The sequence below is a fragment of the Bacteroides sp. RCH18 genome, assembly GCF_058231005.1.
This window is the reverse complement of the sequence record NZ_JBIPTC010000002.1, coordinates 1500401-1519827: the sequence shown is the minus strand read 5'-3', so window position 1 is coordinate 1519827 and position 19427 is coordinate 1500401. Positions and strand designations below refer to the sequence as shown.

20 protein-coding genes, 1 tRNA gene and 1 riboswitch are annotated in these 19427 nt (G+C 42.4%); of the genes, 16 read left to right on the top strand and 5 right to left on the bottom strand.

Features of this window, described 5'->3' with window-relative positions; all coding sequences use genetic code 11:
* Positions 1-94: 94 nt before the first annotated feature.
* Both ACHLI0_RS21185 and ACHLI0_RS21180 read right to left on the bottom strand, forming a co-directional pair.
* Entirely contained in the window at positions 95-1504 is a 1410-nt protein-coding gene (locus tag ACHLI0_RS21185; protein WP_008760332.1) for an amidophosphoribosyltransferase, read from the bottom strand.
* 164 nt (positions 1505-1668) lie between these two features.
* Positions 1669-3828 (bottom strand): glycoside hydrolase family 97 protein, encoded by a 2160-nt coding sequence (locus ACHLI0_RS21180; RefSeq protein ID WP_490749976.1) that lies wholly within the window; start codon positions 3826-3828, stop codon positions 1669-1671.
* Between the two features lie 902 nt (positions 3829-4730).
* Between ACHLI0_RS21180 and ACHLI0_RS21175 the strand changes: the two genes are divergently transcribed.
* From ACHLI0_RS21175 to ACHLI0_RS21140, 8 genes are all read left to right on the top strand, one after another.
* Positions 4731-5567: a M23 family metallopeptidase gene (locus ACHLI0_RS21175; RefSeq protein WP_008764723.1), complete on the top strand. Its 837-nt coding sequence runs from the start codon at positions 4731-4733 to the stop codon at positions 5565-5567.
* 11 nt (positions 5568-5578) lie between these two features.
* A complete protein-coding gene (locus ACHLI0_RS21170) occupies positions 5579-6355 on the top strand; it encodes a hypothetical protein (protein WP_490749975.1) in 777 nt (258 codons plus the stop codon).
* A 17-nt stretch (positions 6356-6372) separates the two neighbouring features.
* Positions 6373-6435: riboswitch (Fluoride riboswitch) on the top strand.
* Between the two features lie 27 nt (positions 6436-6462).
* Positions 6463-6837 carry a fluoride efflux transporter CrcB gene (gene crcB / locus ACHLI0_RS21165; RefSeq protein WP_490749974.1) on the top strand — a complete coding sequence of 125 codons (375 nt, stop codon included), beginning with the start codon at positions 6463-6465 and terminating at the stop codon, positions 6835-6837.
* A 20-nt stretch (positions 6838-6857) separates the two neighbouring features.
* Positions 6858-7520, top strand: coding sequence for a pentapeptide repeat-containing protein (locus ACHLI0_RS21160; RefSeq protein ID WP_490749973.1), 663 nt, complete (start codon positions 6858-6860; stop codon positions 7518-7520).
* A gap of 179 nt (positions 7521-7699) precedes the next feature.
* Positions 7700-8980 carry a phosphopyruvate hydratase gene (eno, locus tag ACHLI0_RS21155; protein WP_055217132.1) on the top strand — a complete coding sequence of 427 codons (1281 nt, stop codon included), beginning with the start codon at positions 7700-7702 and terminating at the stop codon, positions 8978-8980.
* A gap of 127 nt (positions 8981-9107) precedes the next feature.
* Positions 9108-9671, top strand: coding sequence for an RNA polymerase sigma factor (locus tag ACHLI0_RS21150; protein WP_055217131.1), 564 nt, complete (start codon positions 9108-9110; stop codon positions 9669-9671).
* Complete coding sequence (locus tag ACHLI0_RS21145) at positions 9668-10075, top strand: hypothetical protein (RefSeq protein WP_055217130.1); 408 nt, start codon at positions 9668-9670, stop codon at positions 10073-10075. The genes ACHLI0_RS21150 and ACHLI0_RS21145 overlap by 4 nt, the downstream gene beginning before the upstream one ends.
* Before the next feature lie 7 nt (positions 10076-10082).
* Complete coding sequence (locus tag ACHLI0_RS21140) at positions 10083-11168, top strand: hypothetical protein (RefSeq protein ID WP_490749972.1); 1086 nt, start codon at positions 10083-10085, stop codon at positions 11166-11168.
* A gap of 54 nt (positions 11169-11222) precedes the next feature.
* Here ACHLI0_RS21140 and ACHLI0_RS21135 read toward each other — a convergent pair.
* Positions 11223-11296, bottom strand: a tRNA-Thr gene (locus ACHLI0_RS21135).
* Between the two features lie 314 nt (positions 11297-11610).
* Here ACHLI0_RS21135 and ACHLI0_RS21130 point away from each other — a divergent pair.
* Genes ACHLI0_RS21130 through ACHLI0_RS21105 form a run of 6 tightly spaced genes read left to right on the top strand, consistent with a single transcriptional unit; the run spans position 11611 to position 16088 of the window.
* Positions 11611-12162, top strand: coding sequence for a DUF4199 domain-containing protein (locus tag ACHLI0_RS21130; RefSeq protein WP_008760323.1), 552 nt, complete (start codon positions 11611-11613; stop codon positions 12160-12162).
* Positions 12163-12185: 23 nt separating this feature from the next.
* Positions 12186-13136: a glycosyltransferase family 2 protein gene (locus ACHLI0_RS21125; RefSeq protein WP_413590154.1), complete on the top strand. Its 951-nt coding sequence runs from the start codon at positions 12186-12188 to the stop codon at positions 13134-13136.
* Positions 13137-13156: 20 nt separating this feature from the next.
* Entirely contained in the window at positions 13157-13708 is a 552-nt protein-coding gene (locus tag ACHLI0_RS21120) for a DUF6452 family protein (protein ID WP_490749971.1), read from the top strand.
* Positions 13644-14444, top strand: a complete 801-nt coding sequence (locus tag ACHLI0_RS21115; RefSeq protein ID WP_054959746.1) for a DUF6048 family protein — start codon at positions 13644-13646, stop codon at positions 14442-14444. Before ACHLI0_RS21120 ends, ACHLI0_RS21115 begins: the two co-directional genes overlap by 65 nt.
* A 6-nt stretch (positions 14445-14450) precedes the next feature.
* Complete coding sequence (locus ACHLI0_RS21110; RefSeq protein ID WP_490749970.1) at positions 14451-15032, top strand: manganese efflux pump MntP; 582 nt, start codon at positions 14451-14453, stop codon at positions 15030-15032.
* Between the two features lie 39 nt (positions 15033-15071).
* Complete coding sequence (locus tag ACHLI0_RS21105; protein ID WP_074857499.1) at positions 15072-16088, top strand: FAD:protein FMN transferase; 1017 nt, start codon at positions 15072-15074, stop codon at positions 16086-16088.
* A gap of 125 nt (positions 16089-16213) precedes the next feature.
* Here the strand turns inward: ACHLI0_RS21105 and ACHLI0_RS21100 are convergent, their stop codons facing one another.
* Both ACHLI0_RS21100 and ACHLI0_RS21095 read right to left on the bottom strand, forming a co-directional pair.
* Positions 16214-16585 carry a DMT family protein gene (locus ACHLI0_RS21100; RefSeq protein WP_008760318.1) on the bottom strand — a complete coding sequence of 124 codons (372 nt, stop codon included), beginning with the start codon at positions 16583-16585 and terminating at the stop codon, positions 16214-16216.
* Between the two features lie 27 nt (positions 16586-16612).
* Complete coding sequence (locus ACHLI0_RS21095; protein ID WP_490749969.1) at positions 16613-17359, bottom strand: PP-loop family protein; 747 nt, start codon at positions 17357-17359, stop codon at positions 16613-16615.
* A gap of 139 nt (positions 17360-17498) precedes the next feature.
* Between ACHLI0_RS21095 and ACHLI0_RS21090 the strand changes: the two genes are divergently transcribed.
* Positions 17499-18926 (top strand): tetratricopeptide repeat protein, encoded by a 1428-nt coding sequence (locus tag ACHLI0_RS21090; RefSeq protein ID WP_008764708.1) that lies wholly within the window; start codon positions 17499-17501, stop codon positions 18924-18926.
* 9 nt (positions 18927-18935) lie between these two features.
* The gene (locus ACHLI0_RS21085) at positions 18936-19406 is read left to right on the top strand and encodes an NfeD family protein (RefSeq protein ID WP_234141693.1); all 471 of its coding nucleotides are present in this window, start codon (positions 18936-18938) and stop codon (positions 19404-19406) included.
* Positions 19407-19427 lie beyond the last annotated feature (21 nt).

Here is a 19427-nt window from a genome sequence, read left to right as displayed (position 1 = left end):
CAATTTACATTTTGATAGTTTATAGTGCCGTAAAGGTAAAAAAAGAGCCGTGAATTGACAAACAATTCACGGCTCTTTTTTCTCAGTATATTACTTAAAAGTGACTGCTACCATCAAAACAATGCGTACACACTTTACATTTCGGCAGCCCGATAGCTTCAATCAAAGTCTCAAGCGTGTTGAATTTCAATGAAGTCAGTCCGAAACGCTCGGCTATGATACTAACCATTTTCTCGTATTCGGGAGACCCCGTAGTGGCGTATTTCTCCAGATTCTTATTCTCATCGCCTTCCAATTCTTTAATAATACGACGGGTAATCAACTCCAAAGCATTCTTAGAAGCCGAGAAACCCACAAACGGACAGGCATAGATCAACGGAGGGCAAGCGATACGCATATGTACCTCTTTCGCTCCATAATCATATAGAATCTTCACATTATCACGCAACTGTGTTCCACGCACAATCGAATCATCACAAAACAGCAGACGCTTTCCCTGAAGCATGGCACGATTCGGAATTAGCTTCATCTTTGCAACCAGCGAACGCATTTCCTGATTGCTGGGTGTGAAGCTACGAGGCCATGTCGGTGTATATTTTGAAATGGCACGATGATAAGGCACTCCTTTACCTTCCGCATATCCCAACGCCATACCTACTCCCGAATCAGGGATACCACAAGCACAATCCACTTCCGATTCGTCCTTCTGTCCCATCTTCATTCCACTGGTGAAACGGACTTCCTCTACATTTTTGCCCTCATAACAAGAGGTCGGGAAACCATAATACACCCAAAGGAAAGAGCAAATCTGCATTCCTTCATTCGGTTGGCGAAGCTGCTCGATATGATCGGGATACATGCGTACTATTTCCCCCGGTCCCAGATACTTTTCGATTTCATAATCCAGATTCGGGAAACTGGATGACTCGCTGGTAGCGGCATACGCACCATCTTTTTTCCCGATCACCACCGGAGTACGTCCCCATTGGTCACGAGCCGCGATAATGCTGCCATCCTCTGTCAGAATCAGCATAGAACAAGAACCCTTGATATGTTTGAATACGTTCTCGATACCTTCGGTGAAGGTTCTTCCTTGTATGATAAGCAGTGCGATGAGTTCCGTTTGATTGGTGTTGCTCGAACTAAGTTCGGCGAAGTGCATATTTTGGTTGAGAAGGTCTTCTTCCAGTTCCTGGATATTCGATATTTTAGCGACTGTGACGATGGCGAAGCGGCCGAGGTGGGAATTGATGATAATGGGTTGTGCATCTGTGTCGCTGATAATGCCTATGCCGGCATTGCCTTTAAATTTATCAAGCTCTCCTTCAAACTTGGATCGGAAATATGTACTTTCCAGATTGTGAATGGAGCGAATAAATCCTTTCTCCTGACTATAAGTCGCGAGTCCGCCCCGCTTTGTACCCAGATGTGAGTTATAATCTGTACCATAGAATAAATCAGTCACGCAACTCGATTTCGAGACTGTTCCGAAAAAACCTCCCATGTTGTTCTCTTTATTGATAATGTTTAAAAAAAGATGGCGCAAAAGTACAAAAAAGAATCCATCCGATAAAAAAAGCACTCCGCAAAGTTTTAATTTTCTTTGCGGAGTACTTCTAAATTTTATTAAAAATACAAAGAAGATTGAACAATCGTTTTAGTCGCGTCTCATTTCCATTTCTTAATTGATTTCCGGTCGGATGGAGCTGCTTCGATAAGACTCAATGCAAAACCACCGCTGCGTGCCAGCTTGACGGACATCTTTGTTTTATTCGTAACGATCCCTTTCTTTATCTGATAGGAAGTCGGATTCTTTTCGTAGTCAGCCTCTTTTCCGTCGGCATACAGGGTAGCCACATACTCTTTATCCGGTTCCAGAAAATCAAGAGTAAACGCGGCAATACGGGAGTTTTCGTCTGTAATACCGCCAACAAACCAATGATTGGTTCCTTTTGCTTTGCGGGCTACTGTAATATAATCCCCCGGTTCGGCTTCCAGATAGTTGCTGTCATCCCAGTCCAAAGCTACATCTTTAATAAACTGGAAAGCATCCGGATAACGCTCATAACTTTCCGGCAAATCGGCAGCCATCTGCAAAGGACTGTACATTGTTACGTAAAGAGCCAGTTGTTTCGCCAGAGTAGTACGTACAACGCTATGCTTCCCATCCAGAAAAGAAATTCTCGTGTCGAAGATACCCGGTGTATAATCCATCGGGCCGCCGATCTGCCGAGTGAATGGAAGCAAAGTAGTATGAAAAGGTTTATTACCGGCAAAAGCTTCATATTCCGTCCCCCGTGCCGATTCATTGCCGATCAGGTTGGGATAAGTACGGCATAATCCAGTAGGACGTACAGCTTCGTGCGCATTCACACAGATTTTATAATCGGCGGCTTTCGTCACGGCATATAGATAATGGTTGTTCATCCATTGTCCATAGTGATGTTCGCCCCGAGGAATGATATTGCCAACATAACCACTTTTCACGGCATTATATCCGTTGTCAACCATAAATTGGTAGGCCGTATCCAGATGGCGTTCGTAGTTACGCACGGAGGCAGATGTTTCATGATGCATCATCAGCTTCACCCCTTTCTCTTTGGCATATGCGTTTAGCATCTTCACGTCGAAATCCGGATAGGGAGTGACGAAATCAAACACATAATCTTTTGATTTGCCGAACCAATCTTCCCAGCCTTCATTCCAGCCTTCTACCAATACCTGATCGAAACCATGCTGCGCTGCAAAGTCGATATAACGTTTTACTTTGTCATTGTTGGCAGCGTGACGTCCGTTAGGGCTTGTCTTTGAGTAATCCGTCTGTCCGAGTTTGACGGAATAAACATCATCTGTATATGCCCAACTGCTTTTTCCGGTAATCATCTCCCACCACACACCGATATACTTCACCGGTTTAATCCAAGAAACATCTTGATAAGCACATGGTTCGTTCAGATTCAAGGTCAGTTTGGAAGCAAGGATATCGCGTGCATCATCGCTCACAATCACCGTACGCCACGGAGACTGACAGGGTGTCTGCATATAACCTTTATCTCCCATTGCATCCGGTGTCAGCCATGATTCGAAAATCAGTTTTTTGTCATCAAGATTGAGATGCATGCAGGAATAATCTACCAAAGCGGCTTCGTGCAGGTTAATATACAGACCGTCAGCTGTTTTCATTTGCAGAGATGTCTGCACGCCTGTTGGTGAAAAAGACGTTTGAGAAGCATTGTCGGTAATAGCCCCTTTCATCAGTCCACGGATTTCTGTTAGTCTGGATTCTGTGTAATCATATTCCTGGGTATCATAATCTCCCGGAATCCAAAAGGCAGTATGGTCACCCGTCATGGCAAACTGCGAATGTTCTTCCTTTATAACAAAATAATTCAGATTCTTCTGCTGCGGAAATTCATAGCGGAAACCTAATCCATCATTGTAAAGCCGGAAACGGATGATCATATTCCGGTCCTGCGCCTTCTGATTCAGTGTGACAGCCATTTCATTATAATGATTGCGAATGGATTTCACTTCTCCCCACACTGGCTCCCAAGTTTCGTCGAAGGTGGAAGTTTTTGTATCGATGCACGCAAACCCATTCATCAGTCCCGGATCATTCTTCAATTCAAGTCCTAACTTTGATGGTTTAATCACTCCTTTTCCTTTATAAGAAAGTTCGTATACCGGTTCTCCCTGAGCATTGACCGAAAAATCCAGTTTTAATTGTCCGTCAGGAGAAGTGATACTTTCTGCCATTGCCGTTGCGCCCATAGAAAAAGAGAGTAACAGACAGAGTACTGCCGTAGTTAATATTTTCATGTTCTTCATGATATAAATGAATTAGTTAATAATCATATGGCAAATGTAGTGAGGAATAGCAAGCGCCACTTCGGATTATAATTAAAATATAGCGTTTCCGAATGTTTCAACACCGATAAGCACCTGTTAATGAAACATATACCAAAGTACTTCAACAGAAAAAATATAGTGCTTACATGGAGCAATATAGCACCTTTTCACATCCGACAAACGGGATTTTTCTTTATTTTCCCGCCTCTCTTCAGAAATAAAAAAAATATTTTAATCTCATACTCTCATCCTATGACAACTAATATATAGACAATCAACACAATACAGAATGAGAGATACTTTTTAAATAGTTATCTCTCATCATTTCCTCATCAAATAGCTTTCTTTTTGACTACCTCTCATTCATATTTCAGTTATCTCTCATTCGTCTCAAAGCCGATAATCCATTGTACTATGGCAAACCTTACAGAACATGGAACCTACCGCTACTTTGTATATAACATATAGTATGTGGGTATGTATATCATCTATTAATACTGTATTTTTGAAGGGATATTACCATCGTTCCACTCCAGTGCACAGATCTCATCACTCTTGTGAAGAGTTCTCATCACTAGAGTGAACAGACCTGTTCACTCTAGTGGAACGATAAAGATGAAAGGTAGAAAAGATACAAATATAAGCAGGATATCATAGAAAAGACAGTCAGATAAAACACTAACAACCGCCCAATGACAAGGAATACAATATAGTTCAAAATACAATATCCGCATGGGTTCGGATTGAATTATCCTAAAATTTACATCTAATCTGAATACCAGAGACAAAAAAGTTCAAAGTATGCTATGATATTAGCATATAATTGATAAATTTGCAAGCAAAATATCTTACTTTATAACACATAATCTAATATTACTATTATGACACAGCACTTCAGATATACGACATTGGTACTTCTTACAACATTATCTACCGTTTATGCCTCCGCACAGTCTCTGCGAAAATTAATGGAAATGCCTCCGCGCATTATTGAATCGAAATGGGAGCAAACTCCGGAAGGAGGAACAGAATTAAACTATTACAACGGAGACCTGTGCAGTTACTACCTTTTCCGCGAAAATGACCGTTCATACAATTTGAACCCCGGAAAGAACACGGTATTCAGAATAGAGAAAGGCTCCAATGCCAGCAATTCTTTCAAGACTTCAAGCAGGTATATGTTCTTCCGCGGTCAATTCCCCAAAGATTTTCAGATCAGTACTCCTTATGCACTTCCTGTAAAGACCGGCGAAGAAACACAATGGCAGATCGCTCCTCAGGAATCTGCCAAAACTATGATATTCCAAATTCAGGAAGGAGACACCGTCTATGCAACCCGCAGAGGAGTCGCCTGTGCGACAGTGCTGCCACAGCAATTGTTGATATACCACCCCGACCATACCTTTGCCGCTTACCTTATGATGCGTCAAAACTTCATCCAGACGGGTGAAGAAGTCATGACCGGGCAACCCATTGGGATAGCCGGAGTACTCGGAGTATCCATCTCTTATTTTTTTCTTGATAACAATAAATTCGATGCAAACGGCTTCTTAGGTTATCCATATTCACACTTTACTCCTGTATTCCGTACGGACAAGGGGGATGTAAAACTGGAGGAGAAAACAGCCTATAAATCCGCCACAGATGATGAACTGATCATGCTTGAAATGAGCAAACGTGAGAAAAAGAAATTTCAGAAGCAGAAATACTCAAAATAAAGGGAAACAATATGCGTATATTTTATCTTATCCTCTGTTTCATCTGCCTTTGCGACCTGCTCCATGCGCAGACTGTAAGAATCTCTTATGAAGGCGACCCGCTTACGGACAAAGAACGCCGAAAGATCGAACAGGCCCTCCAATATGAAGTCGAATTTTACACACAATTCGGACTTCCCGATACGCTTAATCTTCAATTGACTGTATTCAACAAAAGGGAAGATGCGCTGGTCTATCTGAACAAATTCAATATACATCCTCCCAAAAGTACAAACGGAATGTATATATCCAGATTACAAAAGGCCATCATATTAAGCAGAGAAAAAGAATACCAACAAGGTCTGGGCGTCATCTATCACGAACTGAGCCATCACCTCACCTTGCAAATCACGGCAGGACGTCCTCCGATATGGTTCAACGAGGGACTTGCCGAATATTTTGAGCATTGTAAAGTCAATAAAAAAGGACTTCAGCACACGTTTACCGATTACGAAAAAGGAAGAATCCGCACTATATATATGTTGGGGGACATTGATCTGCTCACCTTTATCAACAGCCGCCAAAAGGAATTTATGAAGCAGCAAAGAACCGACGAACAATACGCCTATATCCTCTCTCATGCACTCGTCACTTTCTGGATCGAGAAAGTTCCCCGGCAGATATTACGTGATTTTGTACTCTCCTTGCAAAACAAAGATGACTCATCCATTGTTTCCGAACGGATAGATAAGGTTTACACCGGAGGGTTCAAACAATTTGAAAAAGATTTTGAAGCCTTCTGCAAATAGTTTTATCTTTTTTCTATCTTTGCACCGGCTATGGGATTAGCCTTTAACCGCCCTTTGGAGCTGATGATCCCTACAATTTGAATGTATAACTCTTAAATTGTCAGCTTATGCTCAAGACTTTACTCTTTATCGGTATGGGAAGTTTTACCGGAGGCGTTCTGCGTTATCTCATCTCGCGTTACGTTCAGAGTTTCCTGACACCTTCCTTCCCTTTGGGAACACTTCTGGTCAATATACTCGGTTGTTTCGCCATCGGCCTGTTTTACGGACTCTTCGAACGGGGAAATCTGATGAACCCCAATCTGAGAATGTTTCTCACCGTAGGATTCTGTGGAGGATTCACCACCTTTTCAACCTTCATGAATGAGAACTTTCAGTTAATCAAAGACGATAATTTCTTCTACCTCTCACTCTATGTAGGCCTCAGCTTGTTTGTAGGATTCATTATGCTGTACTTGGGATTTTCACTTGTAAAACAATAAACATAACATACCTACATCGTATGATCAAAAGAAATGCAGCCAAACCCGTCCGCGTAGTTCCTCCCATGATGGAGGAACAGGAAGTCAGTACAAGCACCTTGCAAGAACTGCTTGAAAAAGAGGAAACCGTCTCAAATCTCATATTCAGCAAAGGAAGAGAAGAGGGAATCAGCAAGTCTTACAAGAGTTTCAAGAACTGCACTTTCCGGAATCAGACATTCAGCGAATGTAAATTCCGTTCTTCTCAATTGGTAGATATACGGTTCGAGAACTGCGACCTGTCCAACATTTCTTTTGCCGAAAGCTCCCTTTACCGGGTAGAGTTCATTTCCTGCAAATTACTGGGAACCAACCTTTCAGAGACGACCATGAATCATGTTTTATTACATGACTGTAATGCCTCTTACATCAATCTGGCGATGAGCAAAATGAATCAGGTACGCTTCTCGCACTGCCATTTCCGAAACGGAAGTTTCAATGACTGCCGTTTCTCTTCCGTCGCCTTCGACAGTTGTGATCTGGTAGAAGCTGACTTTTCTCATGCTCCGCTCCGTGGAATCGACCTGCGTACTTCACGCATCGGCGGAATAACACTTAATATCAGCGACCTGAAAGGAGCTGTCATTACTTCCTTGCAGGCCATGGACTTGCTTCCGTTGTTGGGAGTTATTATCGAGGACTAGAATTCTGCCAATTTCATCCGTCCGCATTCAAACAAAAAGCATCGTCACATTGTTATATAATAAGACCGGACTAATGACATCTAGGGAATATGATTCGAAAGAATACCTATTTATAGTGATTTCCCACTCTCTGTCAAGTCCGTACTTTTGCAAAAATATTATTCAAAACAATAGAAACGATGAAAATAGAAAAAATTGTAGCTCGAGAAATTCTTGATTCAAGAGGTAACCCCACAGTAGAAGTTGACGTAGTATTGGAATCAGGTATCATGGGACGTGCGTCTGTTCCGTCAGGTGCTTCCACAGGTGAACATGAAGCACTCGAACTTCGTGATGGTGACAAGCAACGTTACGGTGGCAAAGGCGTACAAAAGGCGGTGGACAATGTAAACAAGATCATTGCTCCGAAACTGATCGGTATGTCTTCTCTCAACCAAAGAGGAATCGACTACGCAATGTTGGCACTCGACGGTACTAAAACCAAGTCCAATTTAGGTGCTAACGCTATTCTTGGCGTATCTCTCGCTGTAGCCAAAGCAGCAGCCAGCTATCTTGATCTCCCTCTCTATCGCTATATCGGCGGAACAAATACATACGTAATGCCTGTACCGATGATGAATATCATCAATGGCGGTTCACACAGTGACGCTCCTATCGCATTCCAGGAATTCATGATTCGTCCGGTAGGTGCACCCTCATTCAGAGAAGGTTTGAGAATGGGTGCCGAAGTATTCCATGCTTTGAAGAAAGTACTGAAAGATCGTGGCCTCAGCACTGCCGTAGGCGATGAAGGTGGTTTCGCTCCTAACCTCGAAGGTACGGAAGATGCTCTGAACTCTATCATCGCAGCCATCAAAGCTGCCGGATACGAACCGGGTAAAGACGTAATGATCGGTATGGACTGCGCTTCTTCCGAATTCTACCATGACGGTATCTACGACTATGCCAAGTTTGAAGGTGCCAAAGGCAAGAAACGTACTGCCGAAGAACAGATCGACTACCTGGAAGAACTGATCAACAAATTCCCGATCGACTCCATCGAAGACGGTATGAGCGAAAACGACTGGGAAGGCTGGAAGAAACTGACTGAACGTATCGGCGACCGCTGCCAGTTGGTAGGTGATGACCTGTTCGTAACGAACGTTGACTTCCTCGCAATGGGTATCGAGAAGGGGTGTGCAAACTCTATCCTGATCAAGGTTAACCAAATCGGTTCGCTGACCGAAACTCTGAACGCTATCGAAATGGCTCACCGTCATGGCTATACGACTGTCACTTCTCACCGCTCCGGCGAAACGGAAGACGCAACGATTGCAGACATCGCAGTAGCTACCAACAGCGGACAGATCAAGACCGGTTCATTAAGCCGTTCGGACCGTATGGCTAAATATAACCAACTGCTCCGCATCGAAGAAGAACTCGGTGACTTGGCTGTATACGGATATAAGAGAATCAAATAATCTTTATTCTCTTTTCAGATATCTTTCCCCGGGCAATGTGTTGTCCGGGGATTTTTTTATATATTTGATGACTTGCAAACGACCTGAAGCATTTTGCTACGTATCATATAGTAAACAGGAATAAATAATGATGAATCAGGAAAAAATACAGGAACTGGTCAGCCGAAGTCAGCAGGACGACAAAAGGGCCTTCGCCCTACTGGTTTCGGAATTCCAGCCACTGGTGTTCCGACTAGCTTTCCGTTTACTTTGTGATGAAGAGGAAGCCAGGGACATAACACAAGAAACATTTGTAAAAGTATGGTTATCCCTGAAAGCATACAATCAGGAAAACCGCCTGTCAACCTGGCTTTACAAAATCACCTGTAACACCTGTTACGACCGTTTGCGTTCGTTACGCCATTCTCCGCTGGATAATGAATCCGCCTTTTCCGATTCGGCCAATATTCCTTCTGACGATAATATTGAGATATCCCTTTCCAACAAGCAGTTGAAAGAACTGATATTGCGATATACCGGCGAACTGCCTCCCCAGCAGAAACTCGTTTTCACGCTTCGGGATGTCGAAGAGTTAGAGGTAGCAGAAGTACAGATTATCACAGGATTATCGCCCGAAAAAATAAAAAGTACCTTGTACCTTGCCAGAAAGAACATACGTAATAAAATGAATCAAATAGATCCCGCCTTATGAAACAAGAAGATAAACAGTACGCAAAATGGCTGACTGAAATCAAAAGTAACCAGCCGATATTGGAGAATCCGGAGGAACTGACCGCAGCCATCCTCAACAGAATATCCGGAATCTCACCGGAAAGGAAACGGAGAAAGTTTCTTATAGGAGCATGGGCATCCGGCATTGCCGCCTCATTATTACTCCTGCTATTCATCAATGACACTTGCTTCACTGCTGTCCCTCACCGGACAGAAATGCAAAATGAATATGACAACTGGTCAAACAGCATTCCATTACCTGACCACTGGGAAGAAATGCGACTGCTGGAAAAGAACACTTATCTATCCTCTCAATATATGCAACACCGGAAATCCCGGAAGATGCAATTCTTACAAGTCATCAAAGAAAAACGATTAAAATAGACAGAATATGAAAACCAACTATTTCTTAATAACCATGCTACTGTTACTTAGCATGACTTCTTGCAGCACCTATTATCGGATGACTTCACGGGTTGAAAGGGACGGAAGTTTGTACAGGGAAATCTATGCACAAGGTGATTCCGCTTTCATCGCAGGAGATAAAACACATACTCCTTTTCTGTTTCAACCGGATGCCAACTGGCAATTAGTAAATCTGGACTCTACAATTAAATTCAACTTCTGGGGCGAAGAAGAAAAGCTGAATGTAAAAGCCTGCCAAAAACTCTCCGGAGTAGATGGAGAATACTTCACTGTTGCCAAAGGTAAAGAGCATCTGAGTGCCATGGCTATACCTATGGAACGGGTAAAGAAGAGTTTCAGATGGTTCTATACCTATTATATATATACCGCCACTTACAAAGAACTTCAGGACAAAGGTCCTGTACCTCTTGACAATTATCTGAATAAGGAAGAGCAAATGATTTGGCTTCATGGAAACGATGATGCCTTCAGAGGCATGAACGGCATCGAAATGAATGATAAACTGGATAAACTCGAAGCTAAATTCGGAGAATGGTATAACCGCAGTGTCTATGAAATCAATTGGGAAGTCATCCGCCACTTCACTTCTTTACAAGGAGATACCGCTTGCCTGCAGTGTCTGGAGGAATTGAAAGATTCTGTCTACAAGAAACATTCGTCAGAAAAAGGCGACAGTATGGGAGACGCTGATATCGAGGAGGTCTGCGGTATGTTTGATAAAGCTTGCAGTACGAAATACTTTTCGGACCTTTATAAAACAAATAAAGAAATGATGGATGCCCTGTGCGAAGAGAAAATCAACATCGCCGAAGTCTTCTATCATGCTATACAATTTGAGTTGACACTGCCGGGCAGACTGCTCACCTCTAACGCCAAAGTTCTGAAAGATAATGTAGTCATCTGGAAAATAGACGGCTTCCGGCTTCTCGCTGGTGATTATGTACTTACCGCAGAGTCACGGGTCATTAATTACTGGGCATTCGGGATTACTTTATTCATGATGCTGTTTGTCTTAGGAATTTTCATCAGATTATACAGGAGGAGATCATAAAAGCAAAAAAGAAAAAGCATCCAAGTAAAATACCTGAATGCTTTTTTCTTTTTGAGCCTCTTGTCGGATTCGAACCAACGACCCCGAGATTACAAATCACGTGCTCTGGCCAACTGAGCTAAAGAGGCGGGTGGGTAAGCTTACTATATCGCGCCGCTACAACCAACTACCTTTGCTGCGATCAAGCCCTGGAGGATTCGAAGGGAGCTGGCCGTATAGGACTTACCCGTTTTGCGGTTGCAAAGGTAGGTATTTTTATGGATTCTGCAATAGCTGTAGGTAACTTTTTTGCATAAAAGGAAGTAATACTCTACGTTTCAAGCAATTAAAAATCAAAAAAAATATTCGAGTGCCAACTTTTACTGCTTTATTAACTTTAACAACCATATTCCCTTTACCAACCGATATTATTTGTACCTTTGTGCGCAATTTATTAACGAAGATGACAGAGAACAGAAGCTATTTACAGAAATATGCCATGCACTTTGGCACGTATATGGGAATCTATTGGATATTGAAGTTCATTTTATTTCCGTTGGGATTTCACATCCCTTTCCTTTCACTATTATTTGTAATCCTGACGTTGGCAGTGCCATTCATTGGCTATCACTACGTGAAGATGTATCGTGACAAAATATGTGGAGGAAGTATCCAATTCTCTCATGCAGTTCTCTTTACCATATTCATGTATATGTTTGCTTCCCTGCTGGTAGCCGTTGCACACTACGCCTATTTCCAATTCATTGATCACGGCTTTATCATCAACTCCTATATCCAGTTATGGGACGAACTGATGACTAAAACCCCCGCTTTGATGGAAAATCAAGAGATAATAAAAGAAACGATAGATACTGCCCGTTCACTTACTTCAATCAATATTACCATGCAACTCCTGTCATGGGACGTATTCTGGGGAAGTTTACTGGCCATTCCTACCGGATTGATGGTAATGAAGAAAGCACGACCGGAAAACAATACCCCGGCCCAATCATAATTCGTAATTCATAATTATTAAAAATGAATATATCAGTTGTAGTCCCATTATTCAATGAAGAAGAGTCACTGCCCGAACTCTACGCTTGGATAGAACGGGTAATGAAAGCCAACAGATTCTCATTCGAAGTGATTTTCGTTAACGACGGAAGTACAGACCGTTCATGGGAGGTAATAGAAAAACTCAAAGCCCAATCGGACTGCGTAAAAGGCATCAAGTTCCGCCGCAATTACGGTAAATCGCCAGCACTCTACTGCGGATTTGCAGAAGCACAAGGAGATGTGGTGATCACAATGGATGCCGACTTACAGGACAGCCCGGACGAAATACCGGAATTATACCGGATGATTACGGAAGACGGATACGATCTGGTGTCCGGATGGAAGCAAAAAAGATATGATCCGCTATCAAAGACACTGCCGACAAAGTTATTCAATGCTACCGCACGCAAAGTTTCAGGTATTCCAAACCTGCACGACTTCAACTGCGGTCTGAAAGCCTATCGCAAAGATGTCGTGAAAAATATCGAAGTATATGGCGAAATGCACCGCTATATCCCCTACCTTGCTAAGAATGCCGGATTCCAGAAGATAGGTGAAAAGGTAGTGCACCACCAGGCACGTAAATATGGCTCTACCAAATTCGGATTCAACCGTTTCTTCAACGGATATCTGGATTTGATTTCTCTTTGGTTCCTGTCTAAATTCGGAGTGAAGCCGATGCATTTCTTCGGATTATTAGGATCGCTTATGTTCTTTATCGGAATGATCTCCGTTATCATGGTAGGTGTCAGTAAACTGCACGCAATGTACAACGGTCTCCCCTACCGGCTTGTAACCGATTCTCCTTATTTCTATCTATCGCTCACAGCGATGATTATCGGTACACAGTTATTCCTTGCCGGATTCCTGGGAGAACTGATCTCACGTAATGCCCCCGAACGGAACAATTATCAGATAGAAAAGAAAATTTAATTCACGCCCAATAACCGATTATGAAGAATTTAATTCGTATCTTTTTAATAGTAGTAATTGTTGGTGCAGGTATAAGCATCGGCAGTTCGTGTTCGGACGAAAATGATTGTTCGCTGGCGGGACGCCCCATGATGTACTGCACATTGTACACAATTGACGAGATAACCGATCTCAGGGTAAATGACACACTGGACTCATTAACAATTACAGCATTGGGAACAGACTCAATCATTCTCAACAACCAGAAAAAAGTACATACGCTGATGTTACCGTTACGCTATACCAGCGATACTACTGTTTTTATTTTCCGCTACGATCCGGACCGTAAACCGAATGACGTCGATACATTAATTATTGTACAACAAAACACTCCGTATTTCCAGTCAATGGAATGTGGGTATATGATGAAACAAAACATTCTCAGTGCGAGATACGGCAATCCGAGAAAAACCGCAGATCAGGAAAAAATAGACTCACTTCATACATCAAACAAAGAAGCCAATACAAATGAAATTCAGAATTTGGAAATATTCTATAGATATCGCGACCGCACGCCTCCTACGATTGAGTAGTGTGCTGCTCCTCTTTTGTATTGGATTACCGTCAATTGCACAACAGCAACAACAACGACCGGGTCCTGTACAGAAAAGAGACCAGAAGAAGAAAGAGGCTGTAGTCGATACCATCCCGTTTTATAATGGGACGTATGTCGGTGTGGACATATACGGCATCGGAAGTAAAATGCTAGGTGGCGACTTCATGAGCTCCGAAGTCAGCATAGGCGTCAACCTTAAAAACAAGTTTATCCCGACTATCGAGTTTGGTATGGGAGGAACAGATACATGGAATGAAACGGGAATACACTACAAAAGTAAGACCGCCCCATTCTTCCGGATTGGTGTAGACTATAACACGATGGCAAAGAAAAAGGAGAAAAACAGCTATCTATATGTAGGTCTCCGCTATGCGTTCAGTTCATTCAAGTATGATGTGTCAACCCTGCCGGTTGACGATCCGATTTGGGGAGGAAGCATCGGAAATCCGAGTCTGGAAGACGACTACTGGGGAGGAAGCGTTCCTTTCAGTCATTTAGGAATGAAAGGGTCTATGCAGTGGTTTGAATTAGTGGTAGGTGTCAAAGTACGCATTTACAAGAATTTCAATATGGGCTGGTCTGTACGCATGAAATATAAGACAAATGCTTCGACCAATGAATACGCCAACCCTTGGTATGTGCCCGGCTACGGAAAATTTAAATCAAATAACATGGGAATTACCTATTCCCTTATTTACAAATTACCTCTTTAAAGAATAATGACAGGACTAGAGATTTGGCTGCTTGCAATAGGCTTAGCGATGGATTGTTTCGCTGTTTCAATTGCAAGCGGTATTATTTTGAAACGTACTCAATGGAGACCGATGCTGGTCATGGCTTTAGCGTTCGGACTTTTTCAGGCTCTGATGCCATTCATTGGATGGATTTTTGCAAAGACTTTCAGCCACCTGATAGAAAGTGTAGACCACTGGATCGCCTTCGCTATCCTTGCCTTCTTGGGCGGACGTATGATTCTTGAATCTTTTAAAGACGAGGACTGCCGTCAGACATTTAACCCCGCAAGTCCGAAAGTCGTATTCACAATGGCGATAGCGACAAGTATCGATGCACTGGCAATAGGCATCTCCTTTGCCCTGCTCGGAATCAACAACTATACCGAAATCCTCTCTCCTATCCTTATCATCGGATTCGTATCATTCGTCATGTCGCTCATTGGCCTTTACTTCGGTATCAAATGTGGTTGTGGATGTGCACGGAAATTAAAGGCGGAATTATGGGGCGGCATCATTCTAGTCGCTATCGGATTAAAAATATTGATAGAACATCTGTTCTTACAATAATAAGCATTGGTTCCTCTAATAAAAAAAACAGAAAAACGTATGAAAACAAAAAAGAGTTTCCTTTGGCTGGCCTTCCTCATCTTGGCAACGATCTGGATATTAGCCAGACGTAACCAAAAAGCAGAGTTTAATACCGCCAGTGGTTTTGTGTTTGGGACAGTATACAAGATCGCGTATCAACATGACGCTGATCTGAAACCGGAGATTGAAGCGGAATTAAAACGTTTCGACCAGTCTCTCTCACCGTTCAATGACAGTTCGGTCATTAGTCGCGTCAATCGCAACGAAGAGTTGGTGACAGACAGCTTTTTCCAAACTTGCTTCAACCGTTCTATGGAAATCTCCCGTGAAACAAAAGGAGCTTTTGACATAACGATAGCCCCTCTTGCCAATGCTTGGGGATTTGGCTTTAAGAAAGGCGCTTTCCCTGATTCATTGATGATAGACAGCCTGCTACAGATTACCGGTTACGAAAAAGTGAAGCTGGAAAACGGAAAGGTAGTCAAGCAAGATCCGCGTGTAATGTTAAGTTGCAGTGCGGTTGCAAAAGGCTATTCGGTAGATGTAATAGCCCGTCTACTCGATCGGAAAGGAATCAAAAACTATATGGTAGATATAGGTGGTGAAGTAGTAGTAAAAGGTAAAAATGCGACAGGAGATCTGTGGCGTATCGGAATAAACAAGCCGTACGACGACTCATTAGCTGTTAAGCAAGATATACAAGTAGTACTCAACCTGACAGATTTAGGTATGGCTACTTCGGGAAACTACCGCAACTATTATTATAAGGATGGCAAAAAGTATGCTCATACCATCGACCCCAGAACAGGTTATCCGGTACAGCACAGTATCCTATCTTCTACTGTGATTGCCGAAGACTGTATGACGGCTGATGCTTTGGCTACCTCTTTCATGGTAATGGGACTGGAAGAAGCCGAAAAATTCTGTAAAGCAAATCCTATGATCGATGCCTACTTTATATATAGCGGCGAGAATGGAGAGTTTAAGACTTACTATACGGATGGTATGAAACGATATATGCCTGATGCCAAATAGAAAAATGCTTTGCAAATAAGCATATAAACGGAGGCTCCATTTCATACGAATAGAGCCTCCGTTTATATAAAACAGCACCTCTGTTGAAGCCAAACGAAGCCTCTGTTTCAGAGTGGCTGAAACAATTATTTCATAAACACAAAATAAACAGCTGCAATCAGGCAAACAAATGCTGCCAGATGGTTCCAGTGTAATGTTTCTCCCTTAAAAAAAACAGTGGTAAAAACAGTAAATATAATCAAAGTAATCACCTCTTGAATCACTTTCAACTGCATCAGCGAGAATGGACCACCATTCCCGACAAAGCCGATACGATTCGCCGGTATTTGACAAGAATATTCAAAAAATGCAATAACCCAACTAAAGGTAATCACACCTATCAACGGAAGAGCAGCAAACCAAGAATACTCTTGTTTCATTTTTAAATGACCATACCATGCAAAGGTCATAAAGACATTGGATACAATGAGTAATAAAATTGTATAGAAACCTTTCATCTTATTATATACTAAAATTAGTAATTATCAGTCTATTTTATCCGGCAATAATTCTTCCTGCACATTCGTCATGCTCCCCCATAAGCTGTAGCGAGCTTCCGGGTTCATCGCTTCCAACTGTCGCAGAATACCTTTCATATCACTTCGGCTGGACTGTGATTCATAAGGACAATTCTTCACTTGTTTCCGGTAGTCATGCAATGCAGCCAGTTCAATCAGATCAGCCTCGTGCACCATACACATCGGTCGGATAATTGTCATATCAAATTTCTTCATCATCAAGCGGGGCGGCATCGTACTGAATGCCCCCTGATAAGTAATGTTCATCAACAATGTTTCCAAAATATCATCCATGTGATGTCCTAAAGCAATCTTATTGCATCCTTGCTCCTTGGCAACCGTAAACAGAGCTTTCCGTCGATTCCAGGAACAAAGAAAGCAGGGAGACTTACGCGTATCCGTAGCAGGATCAAAGGACGTTTCGTACTGCACAAAAGGCACTCCAAAAGAGTCACAATATGCTTTCAGATATTCAGTATCACTTTGGTAAGGAATATTATTCATCACCACATGAACAGCTATCACAGAAAACCGAGGCTTATAAATACGCGCCCGCTTGCCCAGCAACTCTACAAGTGCCAACGAATCTTTCCCGCCCGACAGTCCGATAAGGATTTTGTCCCCTTCTTCTATCAGTCCATACTGCACCACTCCTTTATTGAATCGCCGTTCAATACGGCGGATCGTCTTCTCTTCTTCCGTAAATTGTGTCATATCTTCAAAAATCGGCTGCAAAAGTAAGCGAAAAGAATGATTTAAAGAAGAATTAACATAATAGAATCTCTGAAAAAGGGTTTATTTCTAATAAATTTGTACTTTTGAACAATTGATGCATGGATTAGTGAATAAAACAATGAAAAGAAAATATATTCTATTTATAATTTGCAGTTTCTTCCTCGGAGGAGTATCTGCACAAACATTGGAACAGGCACGCACCTTATTTACAAAAGGTGACTACGAACAAGCCAAACCCGTATTTCAGAAATATGCCAAATCTCAACCGTCCAATGGTAACTACAGCTACTGGTACGGTGTCTGCTGCCTGAAAACAGGAGAACCGGAAGAAGCCGTGAAGTACCTTGAAACCGCTGTAAAAAGACGGGTAGCCGGTGGACAACTATATCTGGGACAAGCCTACAATGATACTTATCGTTTCGAAGATGCAGTCAACTGCTTCGAAGAATACATCGCCGACCTCAGCAAACGCAAAAGATCGACGGAAGAAGCTGAAGCTCTATTGGAAAAGAGCAAAGCTGACCTGCGTATGCTCAAAGGAGTAGAAGATGTGTGCATTATTGACAGTTTCGTGGTAGATAAAGCAAATTTCCTAAGCGCATACAAAATCAGTGAAGAGTCCGGCAAGCTATTTACGTTCAACGAATTCTTCCAGACCGAAGGAGATCATCCGGGAACAGTATATGAAACAGAAATCGGTAATAAAATCTATTATAGCGAAAAGGGAGAAAGAGGAAATCTGGACATATTCTCCAAGAATAAATTACTGAATGAATGGAGCAACGGTCGCCCGTTGCCCGGCAGCATCAACGAATCCGGAAATGCCAACTACCCGTTTGTACTATCGGACGGTGTTACTATTTATTATGCAACCGATGGCGAAGGACTGGGAGGGTATGATATTTTTGTCACTCGCTACAACACAAATACAGACTCTTATCTGACACCGGAAAATGTGGGAATGCCGTTCAATTCACCTTATAACGATTATATGTACGTCATTGACGAATACAATAATCTGGGTTGGTTTGCCTCCGACCGTTTCCAGCCCGAAGAGAAGGTCTGCATCTATGTATTCATTCCTAATTCATCTAAACAGACTTATAATTATGAGGCGATGGACCCGCAGCAGATGATCCGTCTGGCACAGATTCATTCGCTGAAGGAAACTTGGAAAGATGAAAATACAGTAACGGAGGCACTGCAACGTCTGAAAGAGGCAATCAATCATAAGCCACAGGAACGTCGTGTAGTTGATTTCGAGTTTGTCATCGATGATAGCACGACCTATTATCAATTGAGTGACTTCAAATCTCCCAAAGCAAAGCTACTGTTCCAAAGTTACCGGCAACTGGAAAAAGATTATCTACAACAGGAAGATAAACTGAACGGTCTGCGCCAGCAATATGCAAGCGCCAACCAACAAGGAAAAGAAAAACTCGCTCCCGCAATCCTTGATCTGGAAAAAAGAATTCTGCAAATGAATGAAGAACTGGATGCTCTTGGAGTAAGTGTACGTAATGCCGAAAAAACAAAATCAAAATAATACAGAGTTATGGACATACTGACTATCACCGTTCTCATCATTGCTGCAGTAATACTATTTTTGGTTGAACTGTTTGTCATTCCGGGGATTAGCCTGGCTGGCATTTCAGCACTTGCTTGTATTCTCTATGCCAACTATTACGCTTTCGCCAATCTGGGTATGGCAGGAGGATTTATCACTTTAGGGATATCGGCTGTCGCCTGTATCGGTTCGCTTATCTGGTTCATGCGTTCGAAGATGCTGGATAAGCTGGCTTTGAAAAAAGATATTGATTCGAAAGTAGACCGCAGTGCGGAGAAGAGCGTCAAGGTAGGCGACACAGGAATCAGCACTACCCGCCTGGCACAAATCGGTTATGCTGAGATTAACGGTAACATCGTGGAAGTAAGATCGATAGACGGCTTCCTCAATGAAAAAACTCCCATCATTGTGAGCCGCATCGCTGACGGTACCATCCTGGTCGAGAAACACAAAATATAATATTCACTTAATATAAATTAT

Coding starts and splice junctions, on each gene's coding strand:
- ACHLI0_RS21090 (WP_008764708.1), top strand. CDS start 17,499: ATGAAAAGAAAATATATTCTATTTATAATTTGCAGTTTCTTCCTCGGA.
- crcB (WP_490749974.1), top strand. CDS start 6,463: ATGCTCAAGACTTTACTCTTTATCGGTATGGGAAGTTTTACCGGAGGC.
- ACHLI0_RS21185 (WP_008760332.1), bottom strand. CDS start 1,504: ATGGGAGGTTTTTTCGGAACAGTCTCGAAATCGAGTTGCGTGACTGAT.
- ACHLI0_RS21125 (WP_413590154.1), top strand. CDS start 12,186: ATGAATATATCAGTTGTAGTCCCATTATTCAATGAAGAAGAGTCACTG.
- eno (WP_055217132.1), top strand. CDS start 7,700: ATGAAAATAGAAAAAATTGTAGCTCGAGAAATTCTTGATTCAAGAGGT.
- ACHLI0_RS21115 (WP_054959746.1), top strand. CDS start 13,644: ATGAAATTCAGAATTTGGAAATATTCTATAGATATCGCGACCGCACGC.
- ACHLI0_RS21095 (WP_490749969.1), bottom strand. CDS start 17,359: ATGACACAATTTACGGAAGAAGAGAAGACGATCCGCCGTATTGAACGG.
- ACHLI0_RS21160 (WP_490749973.1), top strand. CDS start 6,858: ATGATCAAAAGAAATGCAGCCAAACCCGTCCGCGTAGTTCCTCCCATG.
- ACHLI0_RS21130 (WP_008760323.1), top strand. CDS start 11,611: ATGACAGAGAACAGAAGCTATTTACAGAAATATGCCATGCACTTTGGC.
- ACHLI0_RS21120 (WP_490749971.1), top strand. CDS start 13,157: ATGAAGAATTTAATTCGTATCTTTTTAATAGTAGTAATTGTTGGTGCA.
- ACHLI0_RS21150 (WP_055217131.1), top strand. CDS start 9,108: ATGATGAATCAGGAAAAAATACAGGAACTGGTCAGCCGAAGTCAGCAG.
- ACHLI0_RS21170 (WP_490749975.1), top strand. CDS start 5,579: ATGCGTATATTTTATCTTATCCTCTGTTTCATCTGCCTTTGCGACCTG.
- ACHLI0_RS21110 (WP_490749970.1), top strand. CDS start 14,451: ATGACAGGACTAGAGATTTGGCTGCTTGCAATAGGCTTAGCGATGGAT.
- ACHLI0_RS21145 (WP_055217130.1), top strand. CDS start 9,668: ATGAAACAAGAAGATAAACAGTACGCAAAATGGCTGACTGAAATCAAA.
- ACHLI0_RS21100 (WP_008760318.1), bottom strand. CDS start 16,585: ATGAAAGGTTTCTATACAATTTTATTACTCATTGTATCCAATGTCTTT.
- ACHLI0_RS21105 (WP_074857499.1), top strand. CDS start 15,072: ATGAAAACAAAAAAGAGTTTCCTTTGGCTGGCCTTCCTCATCTTGGCA.
- ACHLI0_RS21175 (WP_008764723.1), top strand. CDS start 4,731: ATGACACAGCACTTCAGATATACGACATTGGTACTTCTTACAACATTA.
- ACHLI0_RS21140 (WP_490749972.1), top strand. CDS start 10,083: ATGAAAACCAACTATTTCTTAATAACCATGCTACTGTTACTTAGCATG.
- ACHLI0_RS21085 (WP_234141693.1), top strand. CDS start 18,936: ATGGACATACTGACTATCACCGTTCTCATCATTGCTGCAGTAATACTA.
- ACHLI0_RS21180 (WP_490749976.1), bottom strand. CDS start 3,828: ATGAAGAACATGAAAATATTAACTACGGCAGTACTCTGTCTGTTACTC.